This window comes from Pseudomonas sp. NY15463 (genome assembly GCF_048068415.1).
GTDB lineage: Bacteria > Pseudomonadota > Gammaproteobacteria > Pseudomonadales > Pseudomonadaceae > Aquipseudomonas > Aquipseudomonas mosselii_C.
Window position 1 is genome coordinate 182,837 of record NZ_JBLUQD010000004.1, and the last position, 26,987, is coordinate 209,823.

The window sequence follows — 26,987 nt, forward strand, 5'->3', positions numbered from 1 at the left end:
GCGGAGTTTACCCGATCGCACGCAAGTGCACCGCAAAGCGCTCAGCCAGCCATTGCGCAGCCGGGCCCAAGGGCTCGTCGCGGCGCCAGGCCAGCTCGGCGACCAACGCCGGGGGGCGCCATTCGCTGACCAACTCGACCATCTGCGTCTGGTAAGTGGGGTACTGCACCACATGGCGCGGTAGCCAGGCCCAGCCCAGGCCGCGCATCAGCAGTTCGGCCATGGCGTAGAAGCTATCGGCGCGCCAGACCTGCGGACTGGCCACTTCGCCGCCGGGGTAGCCACTTTGCTGTGGCGTGATCAACAACTGCCGGTGCCGCGCCAATTGCTGGCAGCTCACGTAGTCGAGACGCGCCAGCGGATGGTCAATAGCGCACACCGTCACCATCTCGACACTGCCAAGGGCACGCCGCTCAAGTGACGCCGGGATGCTCTCATGATGGAAAAACAGGCCAAGGTCGGCGCGCCGCTCCACCAGCTTGCGCGCCACATCACCCTGGGCGCCACTGGCCAGTTGCACTTCAAGGTAGGGGTAGCGCGTGGCCAGTTCGTCGAGGCTGTCGATCACCGGTTGGTAGGGCATGGCCTCGTCCTGGGCCACTCGCAGCAGCGCCTCCTGGCCGCGCATCAGCGCCAGCGCGCGGCCATCCAGACGCTCGCATTGACGCAGCAGTTCACGGGCGTCCTCAAGCAACGCGGCGCCATTCTCGGTCAGGCGTGGCTGGCGACCGCTGCTGCGTTCGAACAGGGTCACGCCCAGGTCTGCCTCCAGCAGCGCGATGGCACTGCTCACCGCCGATTGCGCCTTATGCTGCTCGCGGGCGACAGCAGAAAACGAACGCAACTCGGCCGTGCGCACGAACAAGCGCAGTTGTTCAAGGTTCCATTGCTCGGTCATTAGCAACCTATCTCCAATTCAGATAGCTAATGACTTTACCGCATCCAGGCTTGCCCTAGAATGCCCAGCCAGAAACGGAGGATCTGCCATGAACGCCTACACCTATCTCGCCATCGCCATCTGCGCCGAAGTCATCGCCACTGCCTCCATGAAAGCCGTCAAGGGCCTGAACACGCCGCTGCCCTTGCTGTTGATGGTGTGCGGCTACGGCGTGGCGTTCTGGATGCTCACCCTGGTGGTGCGCAGCATTCCGGTGGGCATCGCCTACGCCATCTGGTCGGGGCTGGGCATCGTGCTGATCAGCGTCGCGGCGCTGGTGATCTACGGGCAGAAACTCGATGTGCCGGCGATGCTGGGCATGGCCATGATCGTTGCAGGGGTGGTGGTGATCCAGGTGTTCTCCAATACCGCCGGACACTGATCCCTGCTCCCATGTGAATGTATACTGCGCACCTATCCCGCTTTAGAGGTGCCCCCATGCCATCCGCCATTTCCACTGACGTACTGATCGTCGGCGCCGGGGTCGCAGGCCTTTGGCTCAATGCCCGCCTGCGCCGGCTGGGTTATTCGACGGTACTGGTGGAGCGCGCGAGCCTTGGCGGCGAGCAGACCATCAAGTCGCAGGGGATCATTCACGGTGGCACCAAATATGCCCTGCACGGCGCCCTGACCGGGGCCTCCGAGGCCATCGCCGATATGCCACGACGCTGGCGTGAGGCGCTGGCCGGCACGGGCGAACTGGACCTCAGCAGTACTCGCCTACTGTCCGATGCCCACTACCTGTGGAGCCCCGGCACCCTGGCCGGCAACCTCACCAGCTTCTTCGCCAGCAAGGCCGTACGCGGCCGGGTCGATCAGGTCAAGGGTGAGCAACTGCCACCGGCCCTGCAGGACCGCGCATTCAAGGGCAAGGTTTACCGCCTGGCCGAACTGGTCATCGACGTGCCGAGCCTGCTGGCCAACCTCGCGCAACTGGCCGGCGACAGCCTGCTGGCCGGCGAGCATATCGAACCGCTGCATGAGGCCGACGCACTGGTCGGCCTGCGCGTCGATGGCCGCGAGATTCGCGCCCAGCGCGTAGTGCTCAGCGCCGGCGGCGGCACCGAGGCGCTGCTGCATGCACTCGGCCTGGAGCAACCGGCCATGCAGCGCCGCCCCCTGCACATGGTCATGGCCAAAGGCCCCAACCTCAAGCCGCTGTATGCCCACTGCCTGGGTGGCGGGCCCAAGCCACGGGTCACCGTGACCACCCACCCGGCCGCCGACGGCCAATGGGTATGGTACCTGGGCGGTGATCTGGCCGAAGCCGACGGCGTGGCCCGTGAGCCGGCAGCGCAGATTGCAGCCGCACAACAGGAAATCGCCGGCCTGCTGCCCTGGGTCGACCAGACCCAAGTGCGCTGGGCGACCCTGCGTGTCGAGCGCGCCGAACCGGCACAGTCGGGCCTGGTGCGCCCCGACAACGCCTTCCTCGCCGAACAGCAAGGCCTGCTGGTGGGCTGGCCGACCAAGCTGGCCCTGGCCCCGGATTTCGCCGACCGCGTGCTGGCGAGCTTCGAGCGCGACGCTATCCGCCCGCTGGCCAAAGCCGACCTTACCGACCTGCCACGCCCGCCACTGGGCGTGCCTGCGTGGGAGCAACTGCTGCCATGAGCCTGCCGACCCTGCACGATCATCACCGCGCCCTGGGCAGCACCGGCCTGCGCGTCTCGCCGCTGGGCCTGGGCACGGTCAAGCTCGGCCGCGACCAAGGCGTCAAGTACCCCAGCGGCTTCACCATCCCCGACGACGATGCCGCGCGTCTGCTGCTGGCTCAGGCCCGCGAGCTGGGTATCAATCTACTCGACACCGCACCGGCCTATGGCCGCAGCGAAGAGCGCCTCGGCCCGCTGCTGCGTGGCCAGCGCGAACAGTGGGTGATCGTCAGCAAGGTCGGCGAGGAATTCGACGACGGCCTGTCGCACTTCGACTTCAGCGCTGCCCACACCCGACGCTCGGTGGAGCGCAGCCTCAAGCGTCTGGAAACCGACCGCATCGAGCTGGTGCTGGTGCACTCAGACGGCAACGACCTGGCGATTCTCGAGCAAGCCGAGGTGTACGACACCCTCGCCGCACTCAAGCAGGAGGGCAAGATCCTCGGCTATGGTTTCTCCGGCAAAACCGTCGCCGGCGGGCTTAAGGCCCTGGAGCAAGGCGACTGCGCCATGGTCACCTACAACCTCAACGAACAGGCGGAACGCCCAGTGCTGGACTACGCTGCCGAACACGGCAAGGCGATCCTGGTGAAAAAGGCCCTGGCCAGCGGTCATGCCTGCCTGGCACCCGGCGTCGATCCGGTGCAGGCCAGTTTCGAGCTGCTGTTCGCCCACCCCGGCGTGAGCAGTGCCATCGTCGGCACCATCAACCCCATCCACCTGGCCCATAACGTGGCCACCGTCGCCCGCATCCTCGGTCGCCACTGAAGCGCCTGGCGGGCCCAACGCAAGGAGGAGCCTCGTGCCGCGTACGCTGATCCGCAAGAACCCAAGCGACTTCAAGACCCTGGCGTTGCACGTAGAGGCCACCCCCGATGGCCTCACGTACCAAGGCATCGGTGCTCCCCAGAACTTCGCCCAGACCCTGCAACGGCGCAAGGCCATCGAGCTGCCCAACAGCGAATGCTTCGTCATCGAGTTGGCCAACTTGGGCGTTTCGGTGCGCCTGACCCTGGAATGGCAAGGCCGTGACTACTGGGTACTGGTACGCCAGCAACGCCAGGATCGTGGCGACGTGGTGCTCAAGCTGATCTCCGGCTACGTACCGGCCCACGAACTCAACCTGCCGTTGCTCACGGCCCTGCAGGAAGTCGCTGAAGAATGCCTGCTGGAAACGCCGGAAGGCTGGCTTGCCGGACGCTTCGGCGACACCTGGATGCCCGCGCCTTATCAGCACACCCTGCGCTACCGGCAAAATGCCCACTTCACCCTCAGCCCGCTGTCGGGCGCAGCGCGGCCGGTGCATTGCGCGCGCCTGCCACTGATCGAACGCCCACGCGCCTACGTACACACCCCGACCGCCTCCCTACAACTGGTCTACGACCTGCGCCTGACGCTGCCGCGCGATACCAGCCAGCTCAGCCTGCTGCATGTCGACGAACACCTGGAAGAGGGCCAACTGATCGCACGCCTGGACCGCGAGCAGCCCGACCTGTTCCTGCTGCCGGTGCACCAGGAGCGCCCCGGTGCCGAACTGCTGAGCCTGACCGACGGCCAACTGCGCCCGGTCACCAGCGATGGAGTATGGCTATCGGAAAGCTTCGCCGCTCAGGACGGTTGGCTGGTGCATGACGAGCGCATCAGCTGGAAAGACTGGCGGGCACGCTTGCACGCCTGAGCACGGCCAGTACCGTACCCAGACGGGCAATCACAACTGGAAGATCTGGCCGAACATCGGAATCAACGCACGGTTGCCAAACTCGCTGAGGTGATCGGCATCGCGGTACAGCGGTCGGCCAGCCTCGACACCCTGACAGGCGCCCTGCGCGCAGAGGTAGGGCAACGGATCGAGCAGGTGCGCACCGCATTGGCTCGCCACTTCATCCTGCATCGCCCACACGAACGCGTGCCGTGCCTGGTAGCGCTCCAGCGGCAGGCTGATCTCGACGCTCTTGCCCAACAACATCGCGCGCCCCAGACGGGTCGGTACGCTGCCAGGCATTTCCGGCAGCGGTCGCACGAGATACAGCGGCCGGTCCTTGGCCAGGCGGCACATGGTATCGACGTAACGTTGCTTGAACTCTGTGAGGAAGGCCTTGTCGACTGTCACCGAATCGTCGCCGAGATTGAACAATGGCCGGAACTCGCTCGGCTCCCCACCTCCGATGTACTGCGAAGTGCGACCGACCACTACCACCGGCACATTCGCCGGGTAGCGGGTGTATTCCTCTTCGAGGTCATGGTTGAGCTTGTCGCAGTAGCGCTTGCCCGTCGCATTGTGCATGCCAAAGGTCACCAGGCAGCCACTGCCACCACGGAACAACACGCTCCCCTGCGCCTGCGGCAAGGCCGCCTGCAACGCCGTGACCACGGCGTCGGCATGGCTATCGCCAATCAGGATGGCGCGGGTCGCGCCCTCCCCGTAATGGCAGGACTTGTCGGGGTCGAGGCATTCTTTCAGGCGTGGGTTGTGGTTGTTGCGCTCGGCATCGACCAGCGCCACAGCTTCAGGGAGACGCTTGGGTATGCCGGTCATGCGTACCTGTTGCGCCAGCACCATCATGGCCGCGACCCCGAGCACCAACACCGCACCGGCACGGCGGGCAGTGAAACGACCCAGACGCTGCTGGGCAGGGGTTTCCACCCACACGTAAGAGAGGTGACCGAGCAGCAGCGATACGATGACGCCCATGGCGATCCACAGCGGATCCGCAGCCTTGTCCATGTACGCCAGGGCAACCACCAGTGGCCAGTGCCACAGGTAGATCGAGTACGAGCGGGTACCTAGCCACTGCGCCGGGGCGTTATCGGTCCAGGCTGAATCTTGCCGGGCCGCCAACAGGATCAGCGCACTGCCCAGCACCGGCAGCACCGCGCGCCAGCTTGGCCACAGGGTATGTTTGTCGAACAGCACGATGGCGCCGATCACCAGGGCGAAGCCCAGCAACTCCAAGGCACGCCGCTGCAAGCCCGAAAACGCCCGCTGTCCGGCCATGTACACCATGGCACCGGCGAGCATTTCCCAGGCACGGTTCTGGATCAGGTAGAAGGCGTCGCTGGGCGATACACTCGAACGCCATACGCACAACCCGAGCGAGACCACGAACAACGCACCCACGACCCCCATGACCCCGCGCCGCCCTGGCAGGAACCGGGCCAGCAGCATCAGCACCAGGGGCAGAATCAGGTAGAACTGCCACTCCACCGAGAGCGACCAGGTGTGCAACAGCCACTTCTCCTGGGAGGCCACGTCGAAGTAGCCAGACTCCTTGAAGTAACGCACGTTGGAGGCAAACGTCAGGCTCTCCCGGACATGCCGACCCAGCACCCGGTACTCCTCAGGCATCAGGAAGAACCACCCGGCCAGCAACATCACAACGCACAACACGAACAGCGCCGGCACGATGCGCCGGGCACGCGCCAGGTAGAAACGCCAGACCGAGAAGTCACCGCGCTCAAGCCCGCTGCTGATGATCCCGAACATCAGGTAGCCAGAGATGACGAAGAACACGTCTACCCCGACGAACCCGCCGCCGATACCACTCACGGCAAAGTGGTAGAGCACCACCGCCATCACCGCCCATGCGCGCAATCCATTGATGTCACGACGAAACGCGTTCGTCGCGCCTCCGGCCCTCATCCCTGAGTCCACCTAGCACCCCTCACAGCTAATTAGCGTCGGTCAGCGTCCTGGCATACCTGGCAGGCACGACGACCGACTGCGATATCGTTACCGTATGCAGACACCGGTTCACGGCCCATGCGCTGCGGCACGCGCTTTATCGGCAGAGAGTGAAGAACCTTTAAGGTCTTTGCGAGGTTTTTCAGACGTGCAGCAGCCAGTAAATGGCTACTGCACGCCTGAATAGCAGGACAGGCCTGTGACGCGAGAGGCGTCAGTGCTTGCGGATCTTCTCGACGATCGCTGTGGTGGAGCTGTTTTCTACCAGCCCCAGGACTTTCACGGTGCCGCCATAGGCCTTGACGATATCCGCGCCAACCACCTGATCGATGCCATAGTCGCCGCCCTTGACCAGCACGTCCGGCTTGACCTGGCGCAGCAGGTTCTCCGGGGTAGCCTCAGGGAAACTGATGACCCAGTCCACGGCCCCGAGCCCGGCCAGCACGGCCATGCGCCGGTCGACGCTGTTGATCGGCCGGCCAGGGCCTTTCAGGCGACTGACCGAAGCATCGTCGTTGATGGCGACGATCAGGCGATCACCTTGCGCGCGGGCCTGCTCCAGGTAGGTCACGTGGCCGGCGTGCAGGATGTCGAAGCAGCCGTTGGTGAAGACGATCTTCTCGTTGTGCGCACGCGCATCGTCGATGGCCAGCAGCAGTTGTTCCAGGCCCAGCACACCGCGCTCGGAGCCTTCTTCGCGCTGGATCGCGCGACGCAGCTCGGGGGCACTGATCGCAGCGGTACCCAGCTTGCCAACCACTATACCCGCGGCCAAGTTGGCCAGGGCCACGGCGTGGGGCAGGTCTTCACCGGCAGCGATCGCGGCGGCCAGGGTGGAAATCACGGTGTCGCCGGCACCGGTCACATCGAACACTTCACGGGCACGCGCCGGCAAGTGCAGCGCCGGGTGGCCGGTGCGCAGCAGGGTCATGCCATGCTCGCCACGGGTGACCAGCAAGGCCCCCAGGTCGAGCTCCTCGAGCAGCTTCAGCCCCTTGGCAACCAGCTCGGCCTCATCGCTGCAACGACCAACGATGGTCTCGAACTCGCTCAGGTTGGGGGTGATCAGGCTGGCGCCACGGTAGATGGAAAAATCCTTGCCCTTCGGGTCGGCCAGCACCGGAATGTGCTTGGCGCGCGCGGCCTCGATCAGCGCCTGGTGGTTCTTCAACGCACCTTTGCCGTAGTCGGACAGCACCAGCACCTTGACCCCATCAAGCAGGCTGTCGACCTCGGCACTCAGCGACAGCGCATCGGTGGCGAAGGGTTCCTCGAAGTCGATGCGCAGCAGTTGCTGGTGACGGCTCATGACCCGCAGCTTGACGATGGTCGGCTGGTGGGCGATACGCTGGAAGACCGAACGCACGCCGGCTGCCTGCAAGCTATTGGCCAGGCTATCGGCTGCCTCGTCCTGGCCGGTGACGCCGACCAACGCCGCGGGTGCACCCAACGCCGCGATGTTCAGCGCGACGTTGGCCGCGCCGCCCGGACGATCCTCGATCTGGTCGACCTTGACCACCGGCACTGGTGCCTCCGGCGAAATACGCGAAGTACCGCCATGCCAGTAGCGGTCGAGCATGACATCGCCGACCACCAGAACCGGGGCTTGATCGAAACGCGGCATGGACAACTTCATGGACAACCCATCAGACAGAATGAACAGGGGCGGGATATTAGCACAGGCCTAATCCCACCACTTCAACTCAAGATCCGCCGCACCCAGAACAGCTCGTGCCGGCGAACCGCCTTGCGCAAGAACTCGTTGTCGCCCGTGGCCGGCCAGGTGCGCCCGGCCAGCAGGCGCTGGATCTGGCGGCGCAAACGGCGCTTGAACGACAGCGGTCCCTGCAAGTCATGCTGCATACCCAAGGCCATGGCCTTGTCCAACTGGCGCGCCGGATCGAGCAGTGGGCTCCACAGGCGGTCGGCGGGCAACGGCTCGATTGCCGGAGGTAATGCGATACCCATACCGGCCGGGCCCATGGGCCAGCGGTCGTTGTCGTGCAGGTGGTTGGCGTAGAACAACGCTGTGGTCGGCTTATGCGCGCTCAGGGCGATGGCCTGGAAAATCGCCTGGGTGGTAGCCACGTGATCGGCATGCGGGTCGAGTTCAGGGTGCGGGGTAACGACCACCTCGGGCCGGTAGTGCTCGAGCAGTGCCACCAGGTCGGCGACCAGATTGCTCCAGGTCGGCGCCCCATCGCAATCGCCCGGCAGGCTCAGCGGGTTGTGCTGGCGCACGCTGCGGATATCGCCCTCGCCCGACTCGCGCGATGCCATGGGCTTGTCCGGTTCGGCGGCCATGGCCGGCAGTTGCAGACAGTAATAACCCAGCTGTACGCAATGACTGGCCTTGACCCCGCCCCACAGCGGCACCGCCAGGCTGTCCCAACTGCGCAGGCGGCCCTTCAGGCGGGCAGCGCCAGCCTTGTCCAAGCCCAGTCGCTGGTAGTTCTCGGCCTCGATCTCGCCCTGGGTGAGGGTAACGATGGCCACCTCCGGGCAGCGGCTGTAGTAACCGAACGCGGCCAGCTCCGCGTCGTCGGCATGCGGCGCGAGGATCAGCGTGCGCTGACGGGTGAAATCGGGACTTGCCATGACGTGCAAGGTGGCCTCGGTGGCCACGCGGCAGCGACGGCCACGCACCGTCAGTTCGCCACGGGCCAAAGCATCGCGCTGGCCAGACAGGTTCAGGTAGCGCACGCCATCGACGCCACGCTCGAAGTCCTGGCGGTCATCGCCCACCTCGACGAACGGGTCCAGCCAACGCCCGAGCCACGTATGGCGCACGCGCACGGCCAGCACCAAGGTCTCGCCGGGAGGCAGTTCGCCAGCCAGTTTCAAGCGTCCGCCTTCGATGATCGCCGCCTGGCTCTGAGCGTCCTCGGGGAAGCAGTACTGGTAGTCGTCGCTGCCACGGTAGAACAGGTGATCGGCAAACCACGCCTCATGGGCGACCCAGCCCACCAGCATGAGCAGCGGCACCAGCCACCAGGCCAGGACCACCCCCACCACCAGCAAGGCCAGCAGCGCCAGCAACAGGGCGATACGCTTGTTGCGACGGTGGACTTTCAACAACTGTTGCTTGCGTGCACTCATGGCATCAGACCTGATAGACCGGCACGGTGCGGCACCAGCGGTCCTTGTATTCACGATCGGCGCGGCCGAACGAGTAGCGCAGCGGCTTGCCCAGCGCCCTGGCATCGGCCCAGGCCTGCTGGGTATTGACGAAGCTCAGCACGCTACCGGGACTAAATTCCCGGCTCTGCGGATCGACCCCACCATTGATGTATTCCAGCGACACCCATTGCGGCGCCTCGACCCGGTACAGCACCTGGATCGCCACTGGCGCACCGTCCAGCAAGGCCACGGAGCCTGTCATGAATTCGCGCAACAGGGTGAACACCTCGACCAGCCCCTGCTTGCCCGCCACCTCGAAGCCCCAGCGACGCTCGAACAGGTCGGTGTACATGGCCGCCTGCTCGGCAGGGGTAAATTCAGCCATCGGCCGCATGACCCCGCCCGCTTCTTCGAGCAGACGCAGCTCGCGGCGCTGGTTGTAGCGGAACTTCTTCGAGTAGTCCTCAGGCTCGCGGGCCAGGGCCAGGCCCTCGGGCTGGCTGCGCAGGGTGCTCAGGGAGCCCGCGTTAAGCTCGGAGACATAGCGCATGCGCTGGCGCACCGGGACCTGCACGCCGGCGGCGACCGGCAGAATCACCTCGGCATTGCCCAGGTCCAGCAGGTGGCGCTTGCCCTCGCGCTTGAGCACTTCCTTGGCCAGGGCCAGGTACTGCCCCGAACACGGCATCGCCGCCTGCAACTGGCCCTCGATGAACCAGCCCAGGTAACGCACCGGCACGTCGAGGAAGGCCGACAGACGCGCCACCACTTCGGGGTGAGTGGCAACGCTGCCGCCGAAGCGATACCAGGCCTGGGCGTACTGCGCCGCGTCGATCTCCTGCCAGCCCCGCTCACGCCAACTGCGCAACAGCCTCAGCATGCATCGGTCGCCTGTGCCGGTTTGCCTTGCTCGCCATCCTCGAACTCGCGGGCATGCAGGCGTGCGTAGTGGCCGTTGCGGGCCAGCAGCTCGTTGTGCGAACCCCGCTCGACGATGCGGCCGTCTTCCATGACCAGGATCAGGTCGGCCTTCTCGATGGTCGACAGGCGGTGGGCGATGACCAGGGTCGTGCGGTTCTGCACGACATGGTCGAGGGCCGCCTGGATATGGCGCTCGGACTCGGTGTCCAGCGCCGAGGTGGCCTCGTCGAGGATCAGCAAGGGTGCATCCTTGAGCAGTGCTCGGGCAATCGCCAGACGCTGGCGCTGGCCACCGGAGAGCAGCACGCCGTTTTCGCCGACCAGGGTGTCGTAACCCTGCGGCATCTTGCGGATGAACTCATCGGCGTAGGCTTCGCTGGCCGCTTTGTGCACCGCTTCGATCGGCGCCCCGGCCAGGTCGCCATAGGCGATGTTGTTGGTCACGGTGTCGTTGAACAGGGTCACCTGTTGGCTCACCAGCGCGATGTGCCGGCGCAGGTTGCGCAGGGTGAAGGCCTGCACTTCGTCGCCGTCGAGCAGGATCTGCCCGTGCTCGTGCTGGTAGAAGCGCGGAATCAGCCCAGCCAGGGTCGACTTGCCGCTGCCGGATCTCCCGACCAGCGCCACCATCTGCCCGGGTTCGACGACGAAACTGATGTCATCGAGCACTTTCTTGTCAGTGCCGGGGTACTCGAAGCTCAGGTTGCGCACTTCGAGGCGGCCTTGCAGGCGCTCGCGCTCGATGGTGCCGTTGTCTACCTCGGCCTCTTCGTCGAGCTGCTCGAAGATGCTCTCGGCACCGGCCACACCGCGCTGGATGGTCGAGCTGACCTCCGAAAGCTGACGGATCGGCTTGGGCAGCAGGCCAGCCATAGTGATGTAGGCCACCAGGTCACCGGCTGAGGCCTCGCCGCGCAGCAGCAGGACCAGGAACATGACCACCGCCATGGCGCTGTAGGTAACCAGTTGCAGCGTCGGGGTGTAGACCGCACCGGTCTTGGTCATCGACAGCTGCTTCTCGGTGTTGCTCTGGCTGGCTTGCTGGAAGCGCGCTTTCTCGTAGGTTTCGCCGCCGAAGCTGCGCACCACGCGATAGCCATGGATGGTCTCGGAGGCAACGTGGGTGACATCGCCCATCGAGACCTGGATCTTCTTGCTCTGCTTGCGGAACTTGCGGCTGGTGCTGCTGACCATCAGGGCGATGATCGGCAGGATCGCCACCATCACCAGGGTCAGCTTCCAGTTCATCCACAACAAGGTGACGAACAGGAACACCACGGTCATGCCTTCACGGATCACCACCTTGATCGCATCGGTGGCCGCGCCAGTGACCATGGTGACGTTGAAGGTGATGCGCGAGATCAGGTGCCCGGAGTTGTGCTTGTCGAAGTATTGGTTAGGCAGTTCGAGCAGCTTGTTGAACAGCACCACGCGCAGGTCATGCACCAGTCCAAGCGAAACACGCGCCAGGAAGTAGTTGCCCAGGTACGAGCCGATACCCTGCCAGGCGGCAATGGCCACGATCATCAGCGGCACCGCCTGCAACAGGCGCAGCTCCCCCAGGTAAGGGTTGTTGGGGAACAACACCGCGTCCGGGTTGGCCAGACCATCGACGAAGTATTTGAGGATGTAGGCCAGCATCGGCTGCGTCGAGGCGAACAGCAAAAAGCCGGCAATGCTGAGCAGGAACAGCCCGATGTAGGGCCGCACATAGGTCAGCAGGCGGAAATAGATCGCCAATGTGGACTGGGGGCGAGGTTCAGGACTGCTCATGGGAATCCGCACACGAAAATGAGGCGGGGATCATATCACAGGGCGTTTTTCCCCCAATGAAACCCGGTAGCGGCGATGCCAGGACAAGTCGGCTAAGATAGCCGACCTGTTGATCGGAGGTTACACATGCAAGCACTGGATCACCCCACCTACCTGGCACTGCGCGAGGGCGCGCAAGTGCTCGAAGCCGACGGTTCCGGCGACAAGGTGCTGCGCTTGCGTGACGGATTGATGCTCAAGCTGTTCCGGCGCAAGCGCCTGCTCAGTTCTGCACTGCTGTTCCCGTATGCCGGGCGCTTCGCGCGCAACGCCCAGCGCCTGACCCGACTGGGCATACCCTGCCCCGACATCATCGCCACCTACCGCATCGCCAGCATCGCCCGCGACGCGGTCTACTACCGCCCGCTGCCCGGCCAGACCTTGCGCCAACTGCTGGACGATCCGGCGCAAGCCCAGGCACTGCACGTGCAGTTCGGACGCTTCGTCGCGCGCCTGCATGAAGCGGGGGTGTATTTCCGCTCGCTGCACCTGGGCAACGTGGTACTCACCCCGCAGAACGAGCTGGGCCTGATCGATATCGCCGACCTGCAACGCCAACACTGGGCACTGCGCGACAGCCAGCGCGAGCGCAACTTCCACCACATGCTGCGCTACCCGCAGGACCGCCAGTGGCTGCTCGGCGAAGACGCCGGCGAAACCTTCCTGTCGGGCTATCGCCAGGAGCTGGAGCGGGGCCAGCACAAGCCCCGTCCGCGCCTGCTGGCCAACCTGCGCCAGTTGCTCGGCTGAAGGATCAGCGGCCGATCACCACGAACGTTGCCTTCTTGCGGTTGGAGAAGCTGGCCAGCACGCGCAACTGGTGCTTTTCCAGCCAGGCGGTCAACCACGGCTCATCGGCCCGCGCCTCGATGGCGAAGTAGCTGAAGCGCTCGGCCTCGGTGCCGTCGAACTCGCGCTCGCGCGGCTGGATCGCCGGGTAGCCACGGCCTGCGTAGTAGGCGACTCGCGCATCCTCGTAGTAGACCTTGGCCTGCGGGTCGACATTACCGGCGATCCAGCGGCCAGCCTCGACGATCTGCGGCTTGCCCGCACCGGTGGAAATCACGTTGGCCAGCATCACCAGTACGCCAACCACCACCAGCGCCTTGCCCAGTCGCGGGAAACGCTGGGCGAACAACAGCGCACCGACTGCCAGCAGCGGCACCGCCAACAGGTTCAGGAAGCTCAGGTAACGACCGTTCATGAACTGCTGACCGATGAAGAACAGCATCAGTACCAACAGGTAGACCGCCGCCGCCCAGGCAAATGGCCGAAACTCGCGCAGGTAGGTGCGCAGCGCCTGCCAACTGCTGCGCTGCAGGAACGGCAGGCAGAAGGGGCCGGTCAGCGCCACGAACTTGATCAGCAACGCCGCGAGCAGGCCAAAGAACACGATGCGCCCTGCCTCGTCGCGCGAATACTTGAATTTCAGGCTGTCGCCGAACTGCCCCGCCAATTCATGGAAGGCCACCAGCACACGCTGCGGACTGATCAGGGTGAGGTAGTAGTCCACGCGCCCGGAGCTCAATCCACCCTTGGCCAGCAACACCGACAGCCCGACGACCAGCGCGACCCCAGGCAGCAGCACGAATTGGGCGAAAGACACCCAGTTACGCCGATCACGCAAGCCGACCAACAGCCAAAGGCCCAGCGCCGCCTCCAGCATCACCGCCTCCATGCGAAACAGCATGGCTGCCGCAATCGCCAGGTGGATGACGCCAGCGCGCAGCCAACCGCCACGCGCCTGCCAGTGCATTACCAACCACAGCGTCAGGATGCAGAAGAACCAGAAGCCATATTCACGGAGGATGTCATTGCGGAACTGGTTGACGGCCGGCATCGCCAGCACCAGCAGACACGCCCAGCCAGCGGCGGACGGGACACGCTGGCGCACGGCATCGACCAGCAACGCACAGGTCCCAGCCATGAACAGCGCGCACCACAGGTAGGCACACCACTCCATGGGCAAGCGGGTGACGTTGTGGCTCGCGGCCAGCAGGTAGGTGAACCATGGCCAATTGAATACCTGCCAGGCGACCTGCGGCCCTTCGACGCTGACGCGCTGGGCAATATTCAGGTAGAACGCCGCATCGCGCCCGAGGGCGCTGGTGCCTAGCACAGCGATCAGCGACAGCAGCAGGCTGCCGATAAATGCCAGTCGCACCGGGTAGGTATCGACCATCCTTGAAACGAAAGAACCCACTGCGATTTCCACCCTGTCAGCAGCCAACATCGATTGTTATCAAACTTTCATCAGTCGCAGGGCCTTGCGCAGGTACGTCCAGCGCATGGCTTGCAACGGGCTCAGGCGCAGGGCCTGGGCATAAAAACGCCGGGCCAGGGCACGCTCGTCGGCCAGCAAGGCCGCCCGGAACAGCGACAGGTAGCGCTGCGCTGTGTAGCGCCGGCGCAGCACCTGACACTCTGCGGGCAGGCTGGCGAAGACCTCGCGCACCATACCCATGGCGTATTCTTCTTCGTTTTCGCGACTATGCCGCAAGCTGTCGGCATGCTTGTGGATGCGCGCGATCGGCGCGTTGGTCACCGCCACCTGGGCATTGACCAGAAGAAAGGCGAACACCGGGATGTCCTCGCCGGTGCGCAGGTCTTGCGGATAGGGTCTGCGCAACAGCAGCTCACGGGCGAACAGCGTGCAGCAATGCGACACCGAGATACGCTTTTGCAACAAGTAGCGCCGCGCCAGCTCCAGCGCGCTGGCCCGTGGCACGGGCGTGGGCAGGCGCAGGCGCTCGCGGCCATCGGGGTAGACCGAAAGCTGAGCCCCCAGCACCATGCCCGCCTGCGGGTTGGCCGCCAGAACCTCACGCAGCGCTTCAAGGGCCCCTGGGGTCAATTCGTCGTCAGCATCCAGCAGCAGCACATAGCGCCCTTGCGCCTTGGCGATAGCGTTGTTACGCGCCGCCGAAGCGCCGGCGTTGGCTTGGTCGATCACCTGCAATTGCGGGTAACGTGCCACGTAGCCGGCCAGCACCTCGAGGGTGTTGTCCCGGGAGCCGTCGTTGACCACGATCAGCTCCAGGTCATCGGCCCACTGGCACAGGACCGAGTCCAGTGCCCGTGGCAGCAGTTTCGCGTAGTTGTAGGCGGGTACGACCAGACTGATCAGAACCTCAGGACTCGGCATACTCCGGCGCACCTTCTTTGACGACCAGAATATCTTCCATGATCAGGTACTGCAGGTCCGAGCCGAAGAACATGTTCAGGGCATCGGTCGGCGAGCAGATCATCGGCTCGCCACGGCGGTTGAGCGAGGTGTTCAGCGATACGCCGTTACCGGTCAACGCTTCGAGCGCCTTCATCATGTCGTAGTAGCGCGGGTTGTATTCGCGCTTGAGCACCTGGGCACGCGAGGTGCCGTCCTCGTGCACCACTTCCGGCACACGGGTCTTCCACTCTTCAGCCACTTCGAAGGTGAAGGTCATGAACGGTGCCGGGTGATCGACCTTGATCATCTGCGGACCAACGGTGTCGAGCATCGACGGGCAGAAAGGCCTCCAGCGCTCGCGGAACTTGATTTGCTCGTTGATACGGTTGGCCACGCCCGGCACGCTCGGGCAGCCGATGATCGAACGACCACCCAAGGCACGTGGACCGAACTCCATGCGCCCCTGGAACCAGGCCACCGGATTGCCGTCGACCATGATCTTGGCGATGCGCTCGGGCATGTCGTCGATCTTGCGCCACTTGGGCGCATTCGGATGACGTGCGCAGGCGGCGATGACATCTTCGTTGGAGTACGAAGGGCCGAGGTAGACGTGCTCCATCTTCTCGACCGGCACGCCACGGGCGTGCGACACGTAGGCCGCCGCACCCACTGCGGTACCGGCATCGCCCGAGGCCGGCTGGACGAACAGCTCCTTCACATCATCGCGGGCGATGATCTTCTGGTTCAGCTTGACGTTCAGTGCGCAGCCGCCCGCGAAGGCCAGCTTGCCGGTCTCTTTCAGGGTGTCGCCCAGGTAATGGTCGATCATTTGCAGGGCGAGCTTCTCGAACAGCGCCTGCATGCTGGCCGCATAGTGGATGTACGGCTCGTCAGCGATGTCGCCTTCGCGCTTCGGACCCAGCCACTCGATCAGCTTGGGCGAGAAGTAGAAGCCTTTGCCCTTCTCTTTATAGCGGCGCAGGCCGATGACGTTAGCGTACTCGGTATTGATCACCAGCTCGCCATTTTCGAAGCTGGCCAGGCGCGAGAAGTCGTACTTGCTGGCGTCGCCATACGGCGCCATGCCCATGACCTTGAACTCGCCGTCGAGCATCTCGAAACCGAGGAATTCGGTGATCGCGCCGTACAGGCCGCCCAGCGAATCCGGGTCGAAGAATTCCTTGATCTTGTGGATCTTGCCGTTTTCGCCGTAGCCGAAGAAGGTGGTGGCGTATTCACCCTTGCCGTCGATACCCAGGATCGCGGTCTTTTCCTTGAAGCCCGAGCAGTGGTAGGCACTGGAGGCGTGGGCCAGGTGGTGCTCGACCGGCTCGATCTTGATCTTCTTCGGATCGAAGCCCAGTTGCTCCAGGCACCAGACGATCTTCTTGCGGTAGCGCTTGTAGCGACGGTTGCCCATCAGCAGCGCGTCGAGGGCGCGATCCGGGGCGTACCAGTAGCGCTTGGCGTAGTGCCAGCGGGCCTTGCCGAACAGGCTGATCGGGGCGAACGGGATAGCCACCACGTCGACGTCCGACGGCTTGATGCCCGCCTGTTCCAGGCAGAACTTCGCCGATTCGTAGGGCATGCGGTTTTTCGCATGCTTGTCACGCACGAAGCGCTCTTCTTCGGCGGCGGCAATCAGCTTGCCGTCGATGTACAGGGCCGCGGAAGGGTCATGGCTAAGGGCGCCGGACAGGCCAAGAATCGTCAGTGCCAAGGGTCTAGCCTCTCAAATCGGTAGAAGTGCGCCACCGGCCTCGCAGGCGGATGGCGGCTAAAGGGGCGGGATTATAACGCAAACCTGAGAGGCTGCACGGCCCTTGTAGGAGCGGGCTTGACCCGCGAAGCAGGCAGCGCGGTGGATGGCACCGGCTACACCGGTGATCGCGGGGCAAGCCCGCTCCTACAGGGGGCTGCGCCGGTTTACTCGGCGATCAGCCAGTCCATGCGCAAGCTACCGGCTGTCTGCGCCAGCTCCTTGGCCAGCCACGGCAGCAGCTCCTTGAGTTCATCCTCAAGGCCCCACGGCGGATTGGCAATGGCCAGGCCGGAACCGTTCAGGCCCTGCGGGCTGTCCTGGTGATGCACATAGAGTTCGACCCGCAGCAGCTTCGGTGCGCCGGTGCTGGTCAGGTCCTGGTAGAAACGGGTTAGCGAGCGCTGATCCTTGATCGGGTACCAGATGGCGGCGACGGTCTGGCGCATACGACTGATCGCCTCTTTCATCGCCACGGTGCAGCGCTTGAGTTCGTCGGCCTGTTCGAACGGCGGATCGATCAGCATGATCGCGCGCTTTTCCTGCACGGGCAGCAAGGCGCGGGGCACGTGCCAGCCCTCCCCCAGGTGCACGGTCACGCGCGGATCTTTCTTCATGTTCTCTTTGAGCAGCGGCCCGTCTTCGGGGTGCTTCTCGTTGAGCAGCGCGCGGTCTTGCTGACGCATAAGGCGCCGCGCAAGCTCAGGGGAGCCAGGGTAGTAGCGCAGCTCGCCGTCCGGGTTCAGGCGCTTGATGATGCGCAGATAGTCGGCGCAGGCCGACGGTAGGTCGTCGCGATTCCACAGGCGCGCGACGCCTTCGAGGTACTCGCCGGTACGGCTCGCCTGGTCGCCCTGCAAGTCGTAGAGACCCAGGCCTGCGTGGGTGTCGATGTAGGCGAACGGCTGCTCCTTGCGCGACATCAAGGCGATGAGGCGGGTCAGCACGATATGCTTGAGGACGTCGGCGTGATTGCCGGCGTGGAAGGCGTGACGATAGTTCATGGCGGCTCCTGCGAAGCCGACAAGTTTACCCTGCCTTGCAGGCCGCGTCAGGTGCAGATCGGCGCCCGCCAAGGGGCGGACGCCGAATCAGCAGGCGTTACTTGTCAGCGTGGTACGCCGCATCGGCGGTTTCGAAACGCGAAACCATGCTGGTCGACGGACGGCCCAACTTGCTCACCACGACGATGGCGATGCTGGCGAACAGGAAGCCTGGAATGATTTCGTACAGACCCAGACCCACGTAGTTCTTCCACAGGATCACCGTCAGCGCACCGACCACGATGCCCGCCAACGCGCCGTTACGGGTCATGCCCTTCCACAGCACGGAAATCAGCACCACCGGACCAAATGCCGCGCCGAAGCCTGCCCAGGCATAGGCCACCAGGCCCAGCACGCGGTTTTCAGGGTTGGCAGCCATGGCGATGGACACCAGCGCCACCGCCAGCACCATCAAGCGGCCTACCCAGACCAGCTCCTGCTGCGAAGCACTCTTGCGCAGGAAGGCCTTGTAGAAGTCTTCGGTCAAGGCACTGGAGCACACCAGCAGCTGGCAGCTCAGGGTACTCATCACCGCCGCCAGGATGGCCGACAGCAGCACACCAGCTACCCACGGGTTGAACAGGATCTTGGCCAGCTCGATGAACACCCGCTCATGGTTCTCGCTAACCGGGCCAGCCAGCTCAGGGTGGGCCGAGAAGTAAGCGATACCGAAGAAGCCCACGGCGCAAGTGCCCGCCAGGCACAGGATCATCCAGGTCATGGAAATGCGACGAGCCTTGGCGATCGACTTGACCGAGTCGGCGGCCATGAAGCGCGCCAGGATGTGTGGCTGGCCGAAATAGCCCAGGCCCCAGCCCATCAGCGAGATAATGCCAATGAAGGTGGCGCCCTTGAACATATCGAAGTGCGCCGGATTGACCGCTTCGATGGCCAGGAACGTGGTGTCGAAGCCACCGGTGGAGATCAGCACGATGATCGGGGTGAGAATCAGCGCGAAGATCATCAGCGAGGCCTGTACGGTGTCAGTCCAGCTCACTGCCAGGAAGCCACCGACGAAGGTGTAGGCGATGGTCGCCGCAGCACCGGCCCACAGCGCCGTCTCATAGGACATGCCGAAGGTGCTTTCGAACAGGCGAGCGCCGGCAACGATGCCAGAGGCGCAGTAGATGGTGAAGAACACCAGGATGACGATGGCGGAAATGATCCGCAGCAGGCCAGTCTTGTCCTCGAAACGGCTGGCGAAGTAGTCCGGCAGCGTCAGCGCATCACCGTTGTGCTCGGTCTGTACCCGCAGGCGACCGGCGACGAACAGCCAGTTGAGGTAGGCGCCGACGGTCAGACCGATGGCGATCCAGGCCTCGGACAAGCCGGCGAAGTAAATGGCCCCCGGCAGGCCCATCAGCAGCCAGCCGCTCATGTCGGAGGCCCCGGCAGAGAGCGCGGTGACCACGCTGCCGAGGCTGCGACCGCCCAGGATATAGTCGGAAAGGTTCTTGGTGGAGCGATAGGCGGCGAAGCCGATCAGCACCATTGCCGCGATGTAGACCACGAAAGTGATCGTGATTGGACTGCCCATGAGTTGTGCCCTGGCATTGTTTTTATCTCTTGCGACCGCCGTCCGTGACGACGGTTGCACCCAGGCGGCGAATCCTATGCAACAACATGAACAAGGTGCAACCATTTTTCATTTGCAAGTTGCACCCCGCGATGGTTTTCGGAGAAAAACCGCTTTTTTGCTTCCTTTCGGAGCAAACACTGCACTTTTGATACTAAAACGCACCAACAATGCCCTATTTGATCCACGCCCAAAGCCCTTCGGACGAGTTGCACCTTAGTCGCGAAAAATTCGGGTTGCACCCGGTTGCACCCGAATTGTCCTACAGGCTAATCTTGCCCTCAGCTTAGGCCACGCCCGTGGCCAATAACGAGGATAAGAAATGGCGACGACCACCCTTGGGGTCAAACTCGACGACCCTACCCGTGAGCGACTCAAGGCCGCTGCGCAGTCCATCGACCGCACGCCGCACTGGTTGATCAAGCAAGCGATCTTCAACTATCTCGAGAAGCTCGAGGGTGGCGCCACCCTGCACGAACTCAACGGCCAGGCGACCGGCCTTGGCGATGACGCCGGCGAAGTGACGGGCGATCACAGCCACCAGTGCTTCCTGGAGTTCGCCGAAAGCATCCTGCCGCAATCGGTGCTGCGCGCAGCGATCACCGCCGCCTACCGCCGCCCCGAGCAGGAAGTCGTGCCAATGCTGCTGGAGCAGGCGCGCCTGCCAGCAGCCCAGTCCGAGGCCACCAACAAGCTGGCCGCGTCGCTGGCCGACAAGCTGCGCAACCAGAAGAGCGCCGGTGGCCGCGCCGGTATCGTCCAGGGCCTGCTGCAGGAGTTCTCGCTGTCCTCGCAAGAAGGCGTAGCGCTGATGTGCCTGGCCGAAGCCCTGCTGCGTATCCCGGACAAAGGCACCCGTGATGCGCTGATCCGCGACAAGATCAGCACCGGCAACTGGCAACCGCACCTGGGCAACAGCCCATCGTTGTTCGTCAACGCCGCCACTTGGGGCCTGCTGCTGACCGGCAAACTGGTCAGCACCCACAACGAATCCGGCCTGACCTCCTCGCTCACGCGCATCATCGGCAAGAGCGGCGAACCGATGATCCGCAAGGGCGTCGACATGGCCATGCGCCTGATGGGCGAGCAGTTCGTCACCGGCGAAACCATCGCAGAAGCCCTGGCCAACGCCAGCAAGTTCGAATCCAAGGGCTTCCGCTACAGCTACGACATGCTCGGCGAAGCCGCACTGACCGAGCACGACGCGCAGAAGTACCTGGCCTCCTATGAGCAGGCGATCCACTCGATCGGCAAGGCCTCGCATGGCCGCGGCATCTATGAAGGCCCAGGCATCTCGATCAAGCTCTCGGCCCTGCACCCGCGCTACAGCCGCGCCCAGTACGAGCGCGTGATGAGCGAGCTGTACCCGCGCCTGCTGTCGCTGACCCTGCTGGCCAAGCAATACGACATCGGCCTGAACATCGACGCCGAAGAAGCCGACCGCCTGGAACTGTCGCTCGATTTGCTCGAGCGCCTGTGCTTCGAGCCGTCGCTGGCTGGCTGGAACGGCATCGGCTTCGTCATCCAGGCCTACCAGAAGCGCTGCCCGTACGTGATCGACTACGTCATCGACCTGGCCAAGCGCAGCCGCCACCGCCTGATGATCCGCCTGGTCAAGGGCGCGTACTGGGACAGTGAGATCAAGCGCGCCCAGGTCGAAGGCCTGGAGGGCTATCCGGTGTACACCCGCAAGGTATACACCGACGTTTCCTACATTGCCTGCGCCCGCAAGCTGCTGGCGGTGCCTGAAGCCATCTACCCGCAGTTCGCCACCCACAACGCCCACACCCTGTCGGCCATCTACACCATCGCCGGGCAAAACTATTATCCGGGCCAGTACGAGTTCCAGTGCCTGCACGGCATGGGCGAGCCGCTGTACGAACAGGTGGTGGGTAAAGTCGCCGAGGGCAAGCTGAACCGCCCGTGCCGTGTGTACGCGCCGGTCGGCACCCACGAAACCCTGCTGGCTTACCTGGTGCGCCGCCTGCTGGAAAACGGCGCCAACACCTCGTTCGTCAACCGCATCGCCGACCACTCGATCTCCATCCAGGAACTGGTCGCCGACCCTGTCGTCAGCATCGAGCGCATGGCCACCCAGGAAGGCGGCATCGGCTTGCCGCACCCACGCATCCCGATGCCGCGCGAGCTGTATGGCCGTGAGCGGGCCAACTCGGCCGGCATCGATATGGCCAACGAACACCGCTTGGCATCACTGTCCTGCGCCCTGCTGGCAACCGCCCATAACGACTGGAAAGCCGCCCCGTTGCTGGGCTGCGCCGCCAGCGAGCAAGCGCTCCAGCCGGTCCTCAATCCGGCCGATCACCGCGATGTGGTGGGCCATGTACAAGAAGCCAGCGTTGCCGATGTCGACAACGCCATCCAGTGCGCGCTGAACGCCGCACCGATCTGGCAGGCCACCCCACCGGCCGAGCGCGCCGCCATTCTCGAACGCGCCGCCGACCTGATGGAGGCCGAAATCCAGCCGCTGATGGGGTTGCTGGTGCGTGAGGCCGGCAAGACCTACGCCAATGCCATCGCCGAAGTACGCGAGGCCGTGGACTTCCTGCGCTACTACGCAGTACAGGCGCGCAACGACCTGCGCAACGACAACTGCCGCCCACTGGGCCCTGTGGTGTGCATCAGCCCGTGGAACTTCCCACTGGCGATTTTCTCCGGCCAAGTGGCCGCAGCCCTGGCCGCCGGCAACCCGGTGCTGGCCAAGCCTGCCGAGCAGACCCCACTGGTCGCGGCCCAAGCCGTACGCCTGCTGCTCGAAGCCGGGATCCCCGAAGGCGTGCTGCAACTGCTGCCAGGCCAGGGCGAGACCGTCGGTGCAGGGCTGGTGGGTGACGAACGCGTCAAAGGCGTGATGTTCACCGGCTCCACCGAAGTCGCCCGCCTGCTGCAACGCAACATCGCCGGGCGCCTGGACAACCAGGGGCGCCCGATCCCACTGATTGCCGAGACTGGCGGCCAGAACGCGATGATCGTCGACTCCTCGGCACTGACCGAACAGGTGGTGATCGATGTGGTGTCCTCGGCATTCGACAGCGCCGGCCAGCGTTGCTCGGCCCTGCGCGTGCTGTGCCTGCAGGAAGACTCTGCCGATCGTGTGATCGAAATGCTCAAGGGCGCCATGGCCGAAAGCCGCCTGGGCAACCCCGAGCGCCTGTCGGTCGACATCGGCCCGGTGATCGACGCCGAAGCCAAGGCTGGCATCGAGAAGCACATCCAGGGCATGCGCGAAAAAGGCCGCAACGTCTACCAGGTGGCCATCGCCGAGGGTGAAGAGGTCAAGCGCGGCACCTTCGTGATGCCGACCCTGATCGAGCTGGAGAGCTTCGACGAGCTCAAGCGCGAAATCTTCGGCCCGGTGCTGCACGTAGTACGTTACAACCGCAAGGACCTGGACCAGCTGATCGAACAGATCAATGCGTCGGGCTACGGCCTGACCCTGGGCGTCCACACCCGCATCGACGAGACCATCGCCAAGGTGGTGGGCAACGTCAACGCGGGCAACATGTACGTCAACCGCAATATTGTTGGCGCAGTGGTCGGTGTGCAGCCGTTCGGCGGCGAAGGCCTGTCGGGCACCGGCCCGAAAGCAGGCGGCCCACTGTACCTGTATCGCCTGCTGTCGACCCGTCCAGCCGACGCCATCGCCCGCCACTTCCAGCGCACCGACGGCGAAAGCAAGGCTGACACCGCCCTGCGTGAGCAGCAGCTCAAGCCGCTGAATGCGCTCAAGGCGTGGGCCGAAAGCAACCAGCTGGGCGACCTGGCGATCTTGTGCGAGCAGTTCGCCGAACAATCGCAAAGCGGCATCACCCGCGTATTGCCAGGCCCGACCGGCGAGCGCAATACCTACACCGTCCTGCCACGTGAGCACGTGCTGTGCCTGGCCGACAACGAAACCGACCTGCTGGCGCAGTTCGCGGCGGTGCTGTCGGTGGGCAGCTCGGCAGTGTTCCAGGACGGCGAGCCTGCCAAGGGCCTGCGCAGCCGCCTGCCGAAGGAGCTGCAAGGCAAGATCACCCTGGTGGCTGACTGGAACAAGGATGAGGTGGCATTCGACGCAGTGATCCACCACGGCGACTCGGATCAGTTGCGCGGCATCTGCGAGCAGGTGGCCAAGCGGGCGGGTGCGATCGTCGGGGTCAATGGGCTGTCCAGCGGCGATCACCAGATTGCCCTGGAGCGCCTGGTGATCGAGCGCGCGGTGAGCGTGAATACCGCGGCTGCTGGTGGTAACGCCAGCTTGATGACCATCGGTTGACGCTAAAGGGCTCAAGCTTGATGCAGGTCAGTTGAGCCAACGGGGGCGCTGCGCGCCCCTTTCGCGGCACCAGGCCGCTCCTACACGACCGTGCAAGCCGGCATTCACAGGGCTCACACGGACCTTGTAGGAGCGGCCTCGCGCCGCGAAAGGGCCGCACAGCGGCCCCGGTGGCTTAACAAGCTTGCTTAAGCCTCGACTCTTTTTCTGTGAAGCGGCGAAGCCACCAAAACCCTGTGATCACCTGTATCCGATCAAAGGCTCAAGCAGCAACGTCAATACTAGAGCCAACGTCCCAATCCCCCAAAATACGAAGCCAGGTGCCATCCATAGCCAATTGGCCCACGACATTCGCGCATTCCCGCTACCCGCCTCATCGCCTTCGATCAGATTGACAGCCCGTTGAATCCAGACAACTACCCAGGTCAGCAACGCTAAAGAGCTGAAAATCAATAAAATCGTAATAACAGGCAACAATTCGAGGGTTTTTTCATCAAGCAGCAACAAAGGCACCACTGAAAACAGGTAGAGCATAAACAGCCCCAAAGAAGACCAGCGACAGCGCTGGCCGCTTGAGCGAAGGCTTTGCTCGATGCGCCGCATCAGTGGGTAAAAATACAAAATCTGCCATAACGCACGCATCAGCGGCCACGTCTTGTCGTGCCTGGCGCGCCGTTGATGGACCCAGTGGCGATGGAAGCAGAAGAACCAGTACAAGCCAAAAGTGAAGAAGGTCAGCACGGCCAGCTTCTTCGGTGCCACGATGAAAAAACTCGGGGGTCGGTATTGCGTATGGGTAGGGTCATTCGACATTGATGGGGCTTCCATGGGACGGCAAATTCCAAGCCGTCATCTAACCGCCATCGCCGACGAACATCAGCCCCCTCGTTTCCGAACCGACCGTATGACAACGATCAAAAACAAGTCGGTGAATGGCACTGCTTAGGTAGGAATTCTCCAGCAGTCATCGGCGGGGCCTCCTGAACCCAGGCTGCGACTTGCCCCGCGATGTTCTTGCTAGTGTTTACCGGCCCATGCCCAGTTCCGCATCATCCATCAATGCTTTGGCCAACCCGCTGAGGTAGTGCGAAGCCCACACCAGTTGCGGGTTTTCGTCCATCACGCCGCTGAGGGTCAGGTCGCGCACGTAGCCCATCAATTCCGAGGCCTGCTCTCGAGCGTGCCGGCACGGGATGCCGGGCTCTATGCGAAATAGCGGTTGGGTGCGGCCTTCGCCCTGATAGAAGCAGGTCTTGCCGACGGTGGTCTTGTCTTCGGTGGTCATTGCTTGATCTCCCTGAATCACTTAGATGCGTGCCCCGCAATAAGGCCACCGAGCCTAGTGGAGCACCTGCTCATCGCTCGCCATCTGCACTTGGATCAACGCCGATTCGAGCAACGCTCGCAGCGACTCGATTTCATGCATCGACGCCATCATCAGCACGCTGGCCGGTGAACGGGGTTTAAACAGTACGGCCTGATGGGCCACGGTCAGGGCGCACTGAGCGTACTCCGCAGCCTGGATCAAGGTGTCTTCGAGGGAATGGAGATTACGGGGCGGATCGGGAACTATCTTCAGCATGGTCATAGTCCTGTTCAGTCAATGAGGACCACCACCGTCTGCTGTCAAACAAGAGGGTGGCAGCTGTACATGGGTTGACAGACCGGTGAACAGAACCAGAAACCGGCGCACACAGAGGTGCCCCACGTACAGCCGCCATAAAAGGCAAAGCCATCCGGTTCGTTCAGAGCGGCCTGTCAAAGCCGGTCGCTGTTTCGCAACGACCGCCCGAGACTAGAGGCCAACCCAGAGCACCGCAATGGCTTGAAAGGGGTTGGGAGCATGTTTGGGAAATGGACTACAAGCAATAGGGAAAAGCTTAAAAAATCCACCTAAATCGCAAGCTGCCTAGCGGTTTCCGGGCGGGCACGATCAGGGGCGCAGGGCCCTCACCACCATACACATCCACCCCGAGACCTGTCTGCCTTGCGATACAGAGAGACATCGCCTTTGGGAAGCATCTTGCAGGACAGCCAGCCTAAAGAGCAGAAACATCTTCCCTCCCAAGAACACTTGACTCAGCCCCCTCAGGATGCATAATTCCGCTCAGGACGCGACCGAGGTCGCTCCGTCTCCGAGGCCCGGCATACTTTGTGTGTCGGGCTTTCGTGTTTCTGGAGATATGACATGTACGTCGCTGACCTTGATGAGTTTGGTCACATTGGCCCGTTTGTCTCAAAAGAAGACCCCTCCTTTCATACCCATCCGGTCTTTGGCCTCGCTGGCTTGGTTCTCCCTGCTGAAAAAGTCCGCGAGTTTTCCGCGTTCTTCTTCAATCTGAAGAAGAACGTGCTGGGTGCGAAGATTGAAAAAACCGGCACCCACCCCGCCGCATTCGAGGAAAAGCTTCCACTTTCTTCAAGACCAGCCAATTTAACGGCCAAAGCCGCGCTCGACGACACAAAATCGACGCGGTGAACCGAATCTTCAGCAAGGTCCGTCAGTTGGGCGGATTTTTCTTCTATGTTGGCATTGAGAAAGATCAATCACCTGAAAACTCAAATGCCAAAGGGCTCTACAAGATCGTGCTACGTGAAGCGATCAAACGCTTGAACGATGAAATGGTGACAAGAAAAAGCCACTTCATGATCGTTCTCGATCAGCAGGACGATATGAACCACAAGAAAGAAAACGGCAATAGCATGCGCCTTGAACTCGTCAAGCAAGCCTCGTTTTCGATGTTTGGCGAAGAGCGGCGCATGACGTTGATCGAGCCTCCGATTCAAGTGGAAAGCCATCTGTACCAAACCATCCAATGCGCTGACTGGATCTGCGGCTTGGTCGGTAAAACGACGTACTACAGCACCCGCCCTGCGGACTGCCCGACATACAAAGTCTTTCATGATCTCTTCGCCGAGCGACTCGCAATGACTCAGCGCCGAAGCGGAGTCCGCACGCGAAAAATCCCCAACGCAGAAGGTATCGACTCGGTCTGATTACCAGGCGTTCTTGGTCACCATCAACGCACCTGATGAAACT

Annotated in this window: 23 protein-coding genes; 9 read left to right on the top strand and 14 right to left on the bottom strand. The window is 63.3% G+C overall.

Annotated elements, in window-relative coordinates:
• Positions 1–7: 7 nt before the first annotated feature.
• Entirely contained in the window at positions 8–898 is an 891-nt protein-coding gene (locus ACNFIC_RS11615; protein ID WP_138219180.1) for a LysR family transcriptional regulator, read from the bottom strand.
• Positions 899–986: 88 nt separating this feature from the next.
• Here ACNFIC_RS11615 and ACNFIC_RS11620 point away from each other — a divergent pair, with 88 nt between their 5' ends.
• From ACNFIC_RS11620 to ACNFIC_RS11635, 4 genes are read left to right on the top strand one after another with little or no spacing between them, the layout of a single operon-like run.
• On the top strand, positions 987–1,319 hold the full coding sequence (locus ACNFIC_RS11620; protein WP_138219181.1) for a DMT family transporter: 333 nt from the start codon (positions 987–989) through the stop codon (positions 1,317–1,319).
• A 56-nt stretch (positions 1,320–1,375) separates the two neighbouring features.
• Positions 1,376–2,551, top strand: a complete 1,176-nt coding sequence (locus ACNFIC_RS11625; RefSeq protein WP_416781039.1) for an NAD(P)/FAD-dependent oxidoreductase — start codon at positions 1,376–1,378, stop codon at positions 2,549–2,551.
• On the top strand, positions 2,548–3,360 hold the full coding sequence (locus ACNFIC_RS11630) for an aldo/keto reductase (protein ID WP_138219183.1): 813 nt from the start codon (positions 2,548–2,550) through the stop codon (positions 3,358–3,360). The genes ACNFIC_RS11625 and ACNFIC_RS11630 overlap by 4 nt, the downstream gene beginning before the upstream one ends.
• A 34-nt stretch (positions 3,361–3,394) precedes the next feature.
• Complete coding sequence (locus ACNFIC_RS11635; protein ID WP_416781040.1) at positions 3,395–4,270, top strand: metal ABC transporter ATPase; 876 nt, start codon at positions 3,395–3,397, stop codon at positions 4,268–4,270.
• Positions 4,271–4,300: 30 nt separating this feature from the next.
• Here the strand turns inward: ACNFIC_RS11635 and ACNFIC_RS11640 are convergent, their stop codons facing one another.
• The 5 genes from ACNFIC_RS11640 to msbA all read right to left on the bottom strand — a co-directional run bounded on the left by ACNFIC_RS11640 (position 4,301) and on the right by msbA (position 12,088).
• Positions 4,301–6,232 (bottom strand): acyltransferase family protein, encoded by a 1,932-nt coding sequence (locus tag ACNFIC_RS11640; RefSeq protein ID WP_416781041.1) that lies wholly within the window; start codon positions 6,230–6,232, stop codon positions 4,301–4,303.
• Between the two features lie 256 nt (positions 6,233–6,488).
• Complete coding sequence (gene hldE / locus ACNFIC_RS11645) at positions 6,489–7,910, bottom strand: bifunctional D-glycero-beta-D-manno-heptose-7-phosphate kinase/D-glycero-beta-D-manno-heptose 1-phosphate adenylyltransferase HldE (RefSeq protein ID WP_138219184.1); 1,422 nt, start codon at positions 7,908–7,910, stop codon at positions 6,489–6,491.
• A gap of 62 nt (positions 7,911–7,972) precedes the next feature.
• Positions 7,973–9,373: a PIG-L deacetylase family protein gene (locus tag ACNFIC_RS11650; protein WP_416781042.1), complete on the bottom strand. Its 1,401-nt coding sequence runs from the start codon at positions 9,371–9,373 to the stop codon at positions 7,973–7,975.
• 4 nt (positions 9,374–9,377) lie between these two features.
• Positions 9,378–10,274: a GNAT family N-acetyltransferase gene (locus ACNFIC_RS11655; protein ID WP_138219186.1), complete on the bottom strand. Its 897-nt coding sequence runs from the start codon at positions 10,272–10,274 to the stop codon at positions 9,378–9,380.
• A complete protein-coding gene (msbA, locus tag ACNFIC_RS11660) occupies positions 10,268–12,088 on the bottom strand; it encodes a lipid A export permease/ATP-binding protein MsbA (RefSeq protein ID WP_138219187.1) in 1,821 nt (606 codons plus the stop codon). The genes ACNFIC_RS11655 and msbA overlap by 7 nt, the downstream gene beginning before the upstream one ends.
• Before the next feature lie 126 nt (positions 12,089–12,214).
• Here msbA and ACNFIC_RS11665 point away from each other — a divergent pair, with 126 nt between their 5' ends.
• The gene (locus ACNFIC_RS11665) at positions 12,215–12,877 is read left to right on the top strand and encodes a phosphotransferase (protein WP_416781043.1); all 663 of its coding nucleotides are present in this window, start codon (positions 12,215–12,217) and stop codon (positions 12,875–12,877) included.
• 4 nt (positions 12,878–12,881) lie between these two features.
• Here the strand turns inward: ACNFIC_RS11665 and ACNFIC_RS11670 are convergent, their stop codons facing one another.
• From ACNFIC_RS11670 to putP, 5 genes are all read right to left on the bottom strand, one after another.
• Positions 12,882–14,330, bottom strand: a complete 1,449-nt coding sequence (locus tag ACNFIC_RS11670) for an ArnT family glycosyltransferase (RefSeq protein ID WP_416781044.1) — start codon at positions 14,328–14,330, stop codon at positions 12,882–12,884.
• 39 nt (positions 14,331–14,369) lie between these two features.
• Positions 14,370–15,272 carry a glycosyltransferase family 2 protein gene (locus ACNFIC_RS11675; protein ID WP_416781045.1) on the bottom strand — a complete coding sequence of 301 codons (903 nt, stop codon included), beginning with the start codon at positions 15,270–15,272 and terminating at the stop codon, positions 14,370–14,372.
• On the bottom strand, positions 15,259–17,013 hold the full coding sequence (locus tag ACNFIC_RS11680) for a carbamoyltransferase (protein ID WP_416781046.1): 1,755 nt from the start codon (positions 17,011–17,013) through the stop codon (positions 15,259–15,261). The genes ACNFIC_RS11675 and ACNFIC_RS11680 overlap by 14 nt, the downstream gene beginning before the upstream one ends.
• A 206-nt stretch (positions 17,014–17,219) precedes the next feature.
• On the bottom strand, positions 17,220–18,056 hold the full coding sequence (locus ACNFIC_RS11685; protein ID WP_138219191.1) for a 23S rRNA (adenine(2030)-N(6))-methyltransferase RlmJ: 837 nt from the start codon (positions 18,054–18,056) through the stop codon (positions 17,220–17,222).
• A gap of 97 nt (positions 18,057–18,153) precedes the next feature.
• Positions 18,154–19,632, bottom strand: coding sequence for a sodium/proline symporter PutP (putP, locus tag ACNFIC_RS11690; protein ID WP_138219192.1), 1,479 nt, complete (start codon positions 19,630–19,632; stop codon positions 18,154–18,156).
• Here putP and ACNFIC_RS11695 point away from each other — a divergent pair.
• Together ACNFIC_RS11695 and putA are read left to right on the top strand one after the other, a co-directional pair.
• Positions 19,631–19,891: a hypothetical protein gene (locus ACNFIC_RS11695; protein WP_138219193.1), complete on the top strand. Its 261-nt coding sequence runs from the start codon at positions 19,631–19,633 to the stop codon at positions 19,889–19,891. The two genes, putP and ACNFIC_RS11695, sit on opposite strands and share 2 nt — an antisense overlap.
• Before the next feature lie 102 nt (positions 19,892–19,993).
• A complete protein-coding gene (gene putA / locus ACNFIC_RS11700) occupies positions 19,994–23,947 on the top strand; it encodes a trifunctional transcriptional regulator/proline dehydrogenase/L-glutamate gamma-semialdehyde dehydrogenase (protein WP_416781047.1) in 3,954 nt (1,317 codons plus the stop codon).
• A gap of 240 nt (positions 23,948–24,187) precedes the next feature.
• On the opposite strand, the gene ACNFIC_RS11705 is transcribed toward putA, so the two are convergent.
• From ACNFIC_RS11705 to ACNFIC_RS11715, 3 genes are all read right to left on the bottom strand, one after another.
• Entirely contained in the window at positions 24,188–24,775 is a 588-nt protein-coding gene (locus ACNFIC_RS11705; RefSeq protein ID WP_416781048.1) for a hypothetical protein, read from the bottom strand.
• 196 nt (positions 24,776–24,971) lie between these two features.
• On the bottom strand, positions 24,972–25,232 hold the full coding sequence (locus tag ACNFIC_RS11710; RefSeq protein WP_416781049.1) for a DUF3077 domain-containing protein: 261 nt from the start codon (positions 25,230–25,232) through the stop codon (positions 24,972–24,974).
• 54 nt (positions 25,233–25,286) lie between these two features.
• Positions 25,287–25,529: a hypothetical protein gene (locus tag ACNFIC_RS11715; protein WP_416781050.1), complete on the bottom strand. Its 243-nt coding sequence runs from the start codon at positions 25,527–25,529 to the stop codon at positions 25,287–25,289.
• Between the two features lie 606 nt (positions 25,530–26,135).
• On the opposite strand from ACNFIC_RS11715, the gene ACNFIC_RS11720 reads away from it, so the two are divergent.
• Positions 26,136–26,426, top strand: a complete 291-nt coding sequence (locus tag ACNFIC_RS11720) for a hypothetical protein (RefSeq protein WP_416781051.1) — start codon at positions 26,136–26,138, stop codon at positions 26,424–26,426.
• Positions 26,423–26,944, top strand: a complete 522-nt coding sequence (locus ACNFIC_RS11725) for a DUF3800 domain-containing protein (protein ID WP_416781052.1) — start codon at positions 26,423–26,425, stop codon at positions 26,942–26,944. Before ACNFIC_RS11720 ends, ACNFIC_RS11725 begins: the two co-directional genes overlap by 4 nt.
• Positions 26,945–26,987 lie beyond the last annotated feature (43 nt).

Excerpts from the sequence above, each read along its gene's own strand:
- ACNFIC_RS11685 (WP_138219191.1), bottom strand. The coding sequence starts at position 18,056 with ATGAACTATCGTCACGCCTTCCACGCCGGCAATCACGCCGACGTCCTC.
- ACNFIC_RS11665 (WP_416781043.1), top strand. The coding sequence starts at position 12,215 with ATGCAAGCACTGGATCACCCCACCTACCTGGCACTGCGCGAGGGCGCG.
- putP (WP_138219192.1), bottom strand. The coding sequence starts at position 19,632 with ATGGGCAGTCCAATCACGATCACTTTCGTGGTCTACATCGCGGCAATG.
- ACNFIC_RS11640 (WP_416781041.1), bottom strand. The coding sequence starts at position 6,232 with ATGAGGGCCGGAGGCGCGACGAACGCGTTTCGTCGTGACATCAATGGA.
- ACNFIC_RS11615 (WP_138219180.1), bottom strand. The coding sequence starts at position 898 with ATGACCGAGCAATGGAACCTTGAACAACTGCGCTTGTTCGTGCGCACG.
- putA (WP_416781047.1), top strand. The coding sequence starts at position 19,994 with ATGGCGACGACCACCCTTGGGGTCAAACTCGACGACCCTACCCGTGAG.
- ACNFIC_RS11655 (WP_138219186.1), bottom strand. The coding sequence starts at position 10,274 with ATGCTGAGGCTGTTGCGCAGTTGGCGTGAGCGGGGCTGGCAGGAGATC.
- ACNFIC_RS11630 (WP_138219183.1), top strand. The coding sequence starts at position 2,548 with ATGAGCCTGCCGACCCTGCACGATCATCACCGCGCCCTGGGCAGCACC.
- ACNFIC_RS11625 (WP_416781039.1), top strand. The coding sequence starts at position 1,376 with ATGCCATCCGCCATTTCCACTGACGTACTGATCGTCGGCGCCGGGGTC.
- hldE (WP_138219184.1), bottom strand. The coding sequence starts at position 7,910 with ATGAAGTTGTCCATGCCGCGTTTCGATCAAGCCCCGGTTCTGGTGGTC.
- ACNFIC_RS11675 (WP_416781045.1), bottom strand. The coding sequence starts at position 15,272 with ATGCCGAGTCCTGAGGTTCTGATCAGTCTGGTCGTACCCGCCTACAAC.
- ACNFIC_RS11650 (WP_416781042.1), bottom strand. The coding sequence starts at position 9,373 with ATGAGTGCACGCAAGCAACAGTTGTTGAAAGTCCACCGTCGCAACAAG.
- ACNFIC_RS11705 (WP_416781048.1), bottom strand. The coding sequence starts at position 24,775 with ATGGAAGCCCCATCAATGTCGAATGACCCTACCCATACGCAATACCGA.
- ACNFIC_RS11715 (WP_416781050.1), bottom strand. The coding sequence starts at position 25,529 with ATGCTGAAGATAGTTCCCGATCCGCCCCGTAATCTCCATTCCCTCGAA.
- ACNFIC_RS11720 (WP_416781051.1), top strand. The coding sequence starts at position 26,136 with ATGTACGTCGCTGACCTTGATGAGTTTGGTCACATTGGCCCGTTTGTC.
- ACNFIC_RS11710 (WP_416781049.1), bottom strand. The coding sequence starts at position 25,232 with ATGACCACCGAAGACAAGACCACCGTCGGCAAGACCTGCTTCTATCAG.
- msbA (WP_138219187.1), bottom strand. The coding sequence starts at position 12,088 with ATGAGCAGTCCTGAACCTCGCCCCCAGTCCACATTGGCGATCTATTTC.
- ACNFIC_RS11695 (WP_138219193.1), top strand. The coding sequence starts at position 19,631 with ATGAGTTGTGCCCTGGCATTGTTTTTATCTCTTGCGACCGCCGTCCGT.
- ACNFIC_RS11620 (WP_138219181.1), top strand. The coding sequence starts at position 987 with ATGAACGCCTACACCTATCTCGCCATCGCCATCTGCGCCGAAGTCATC.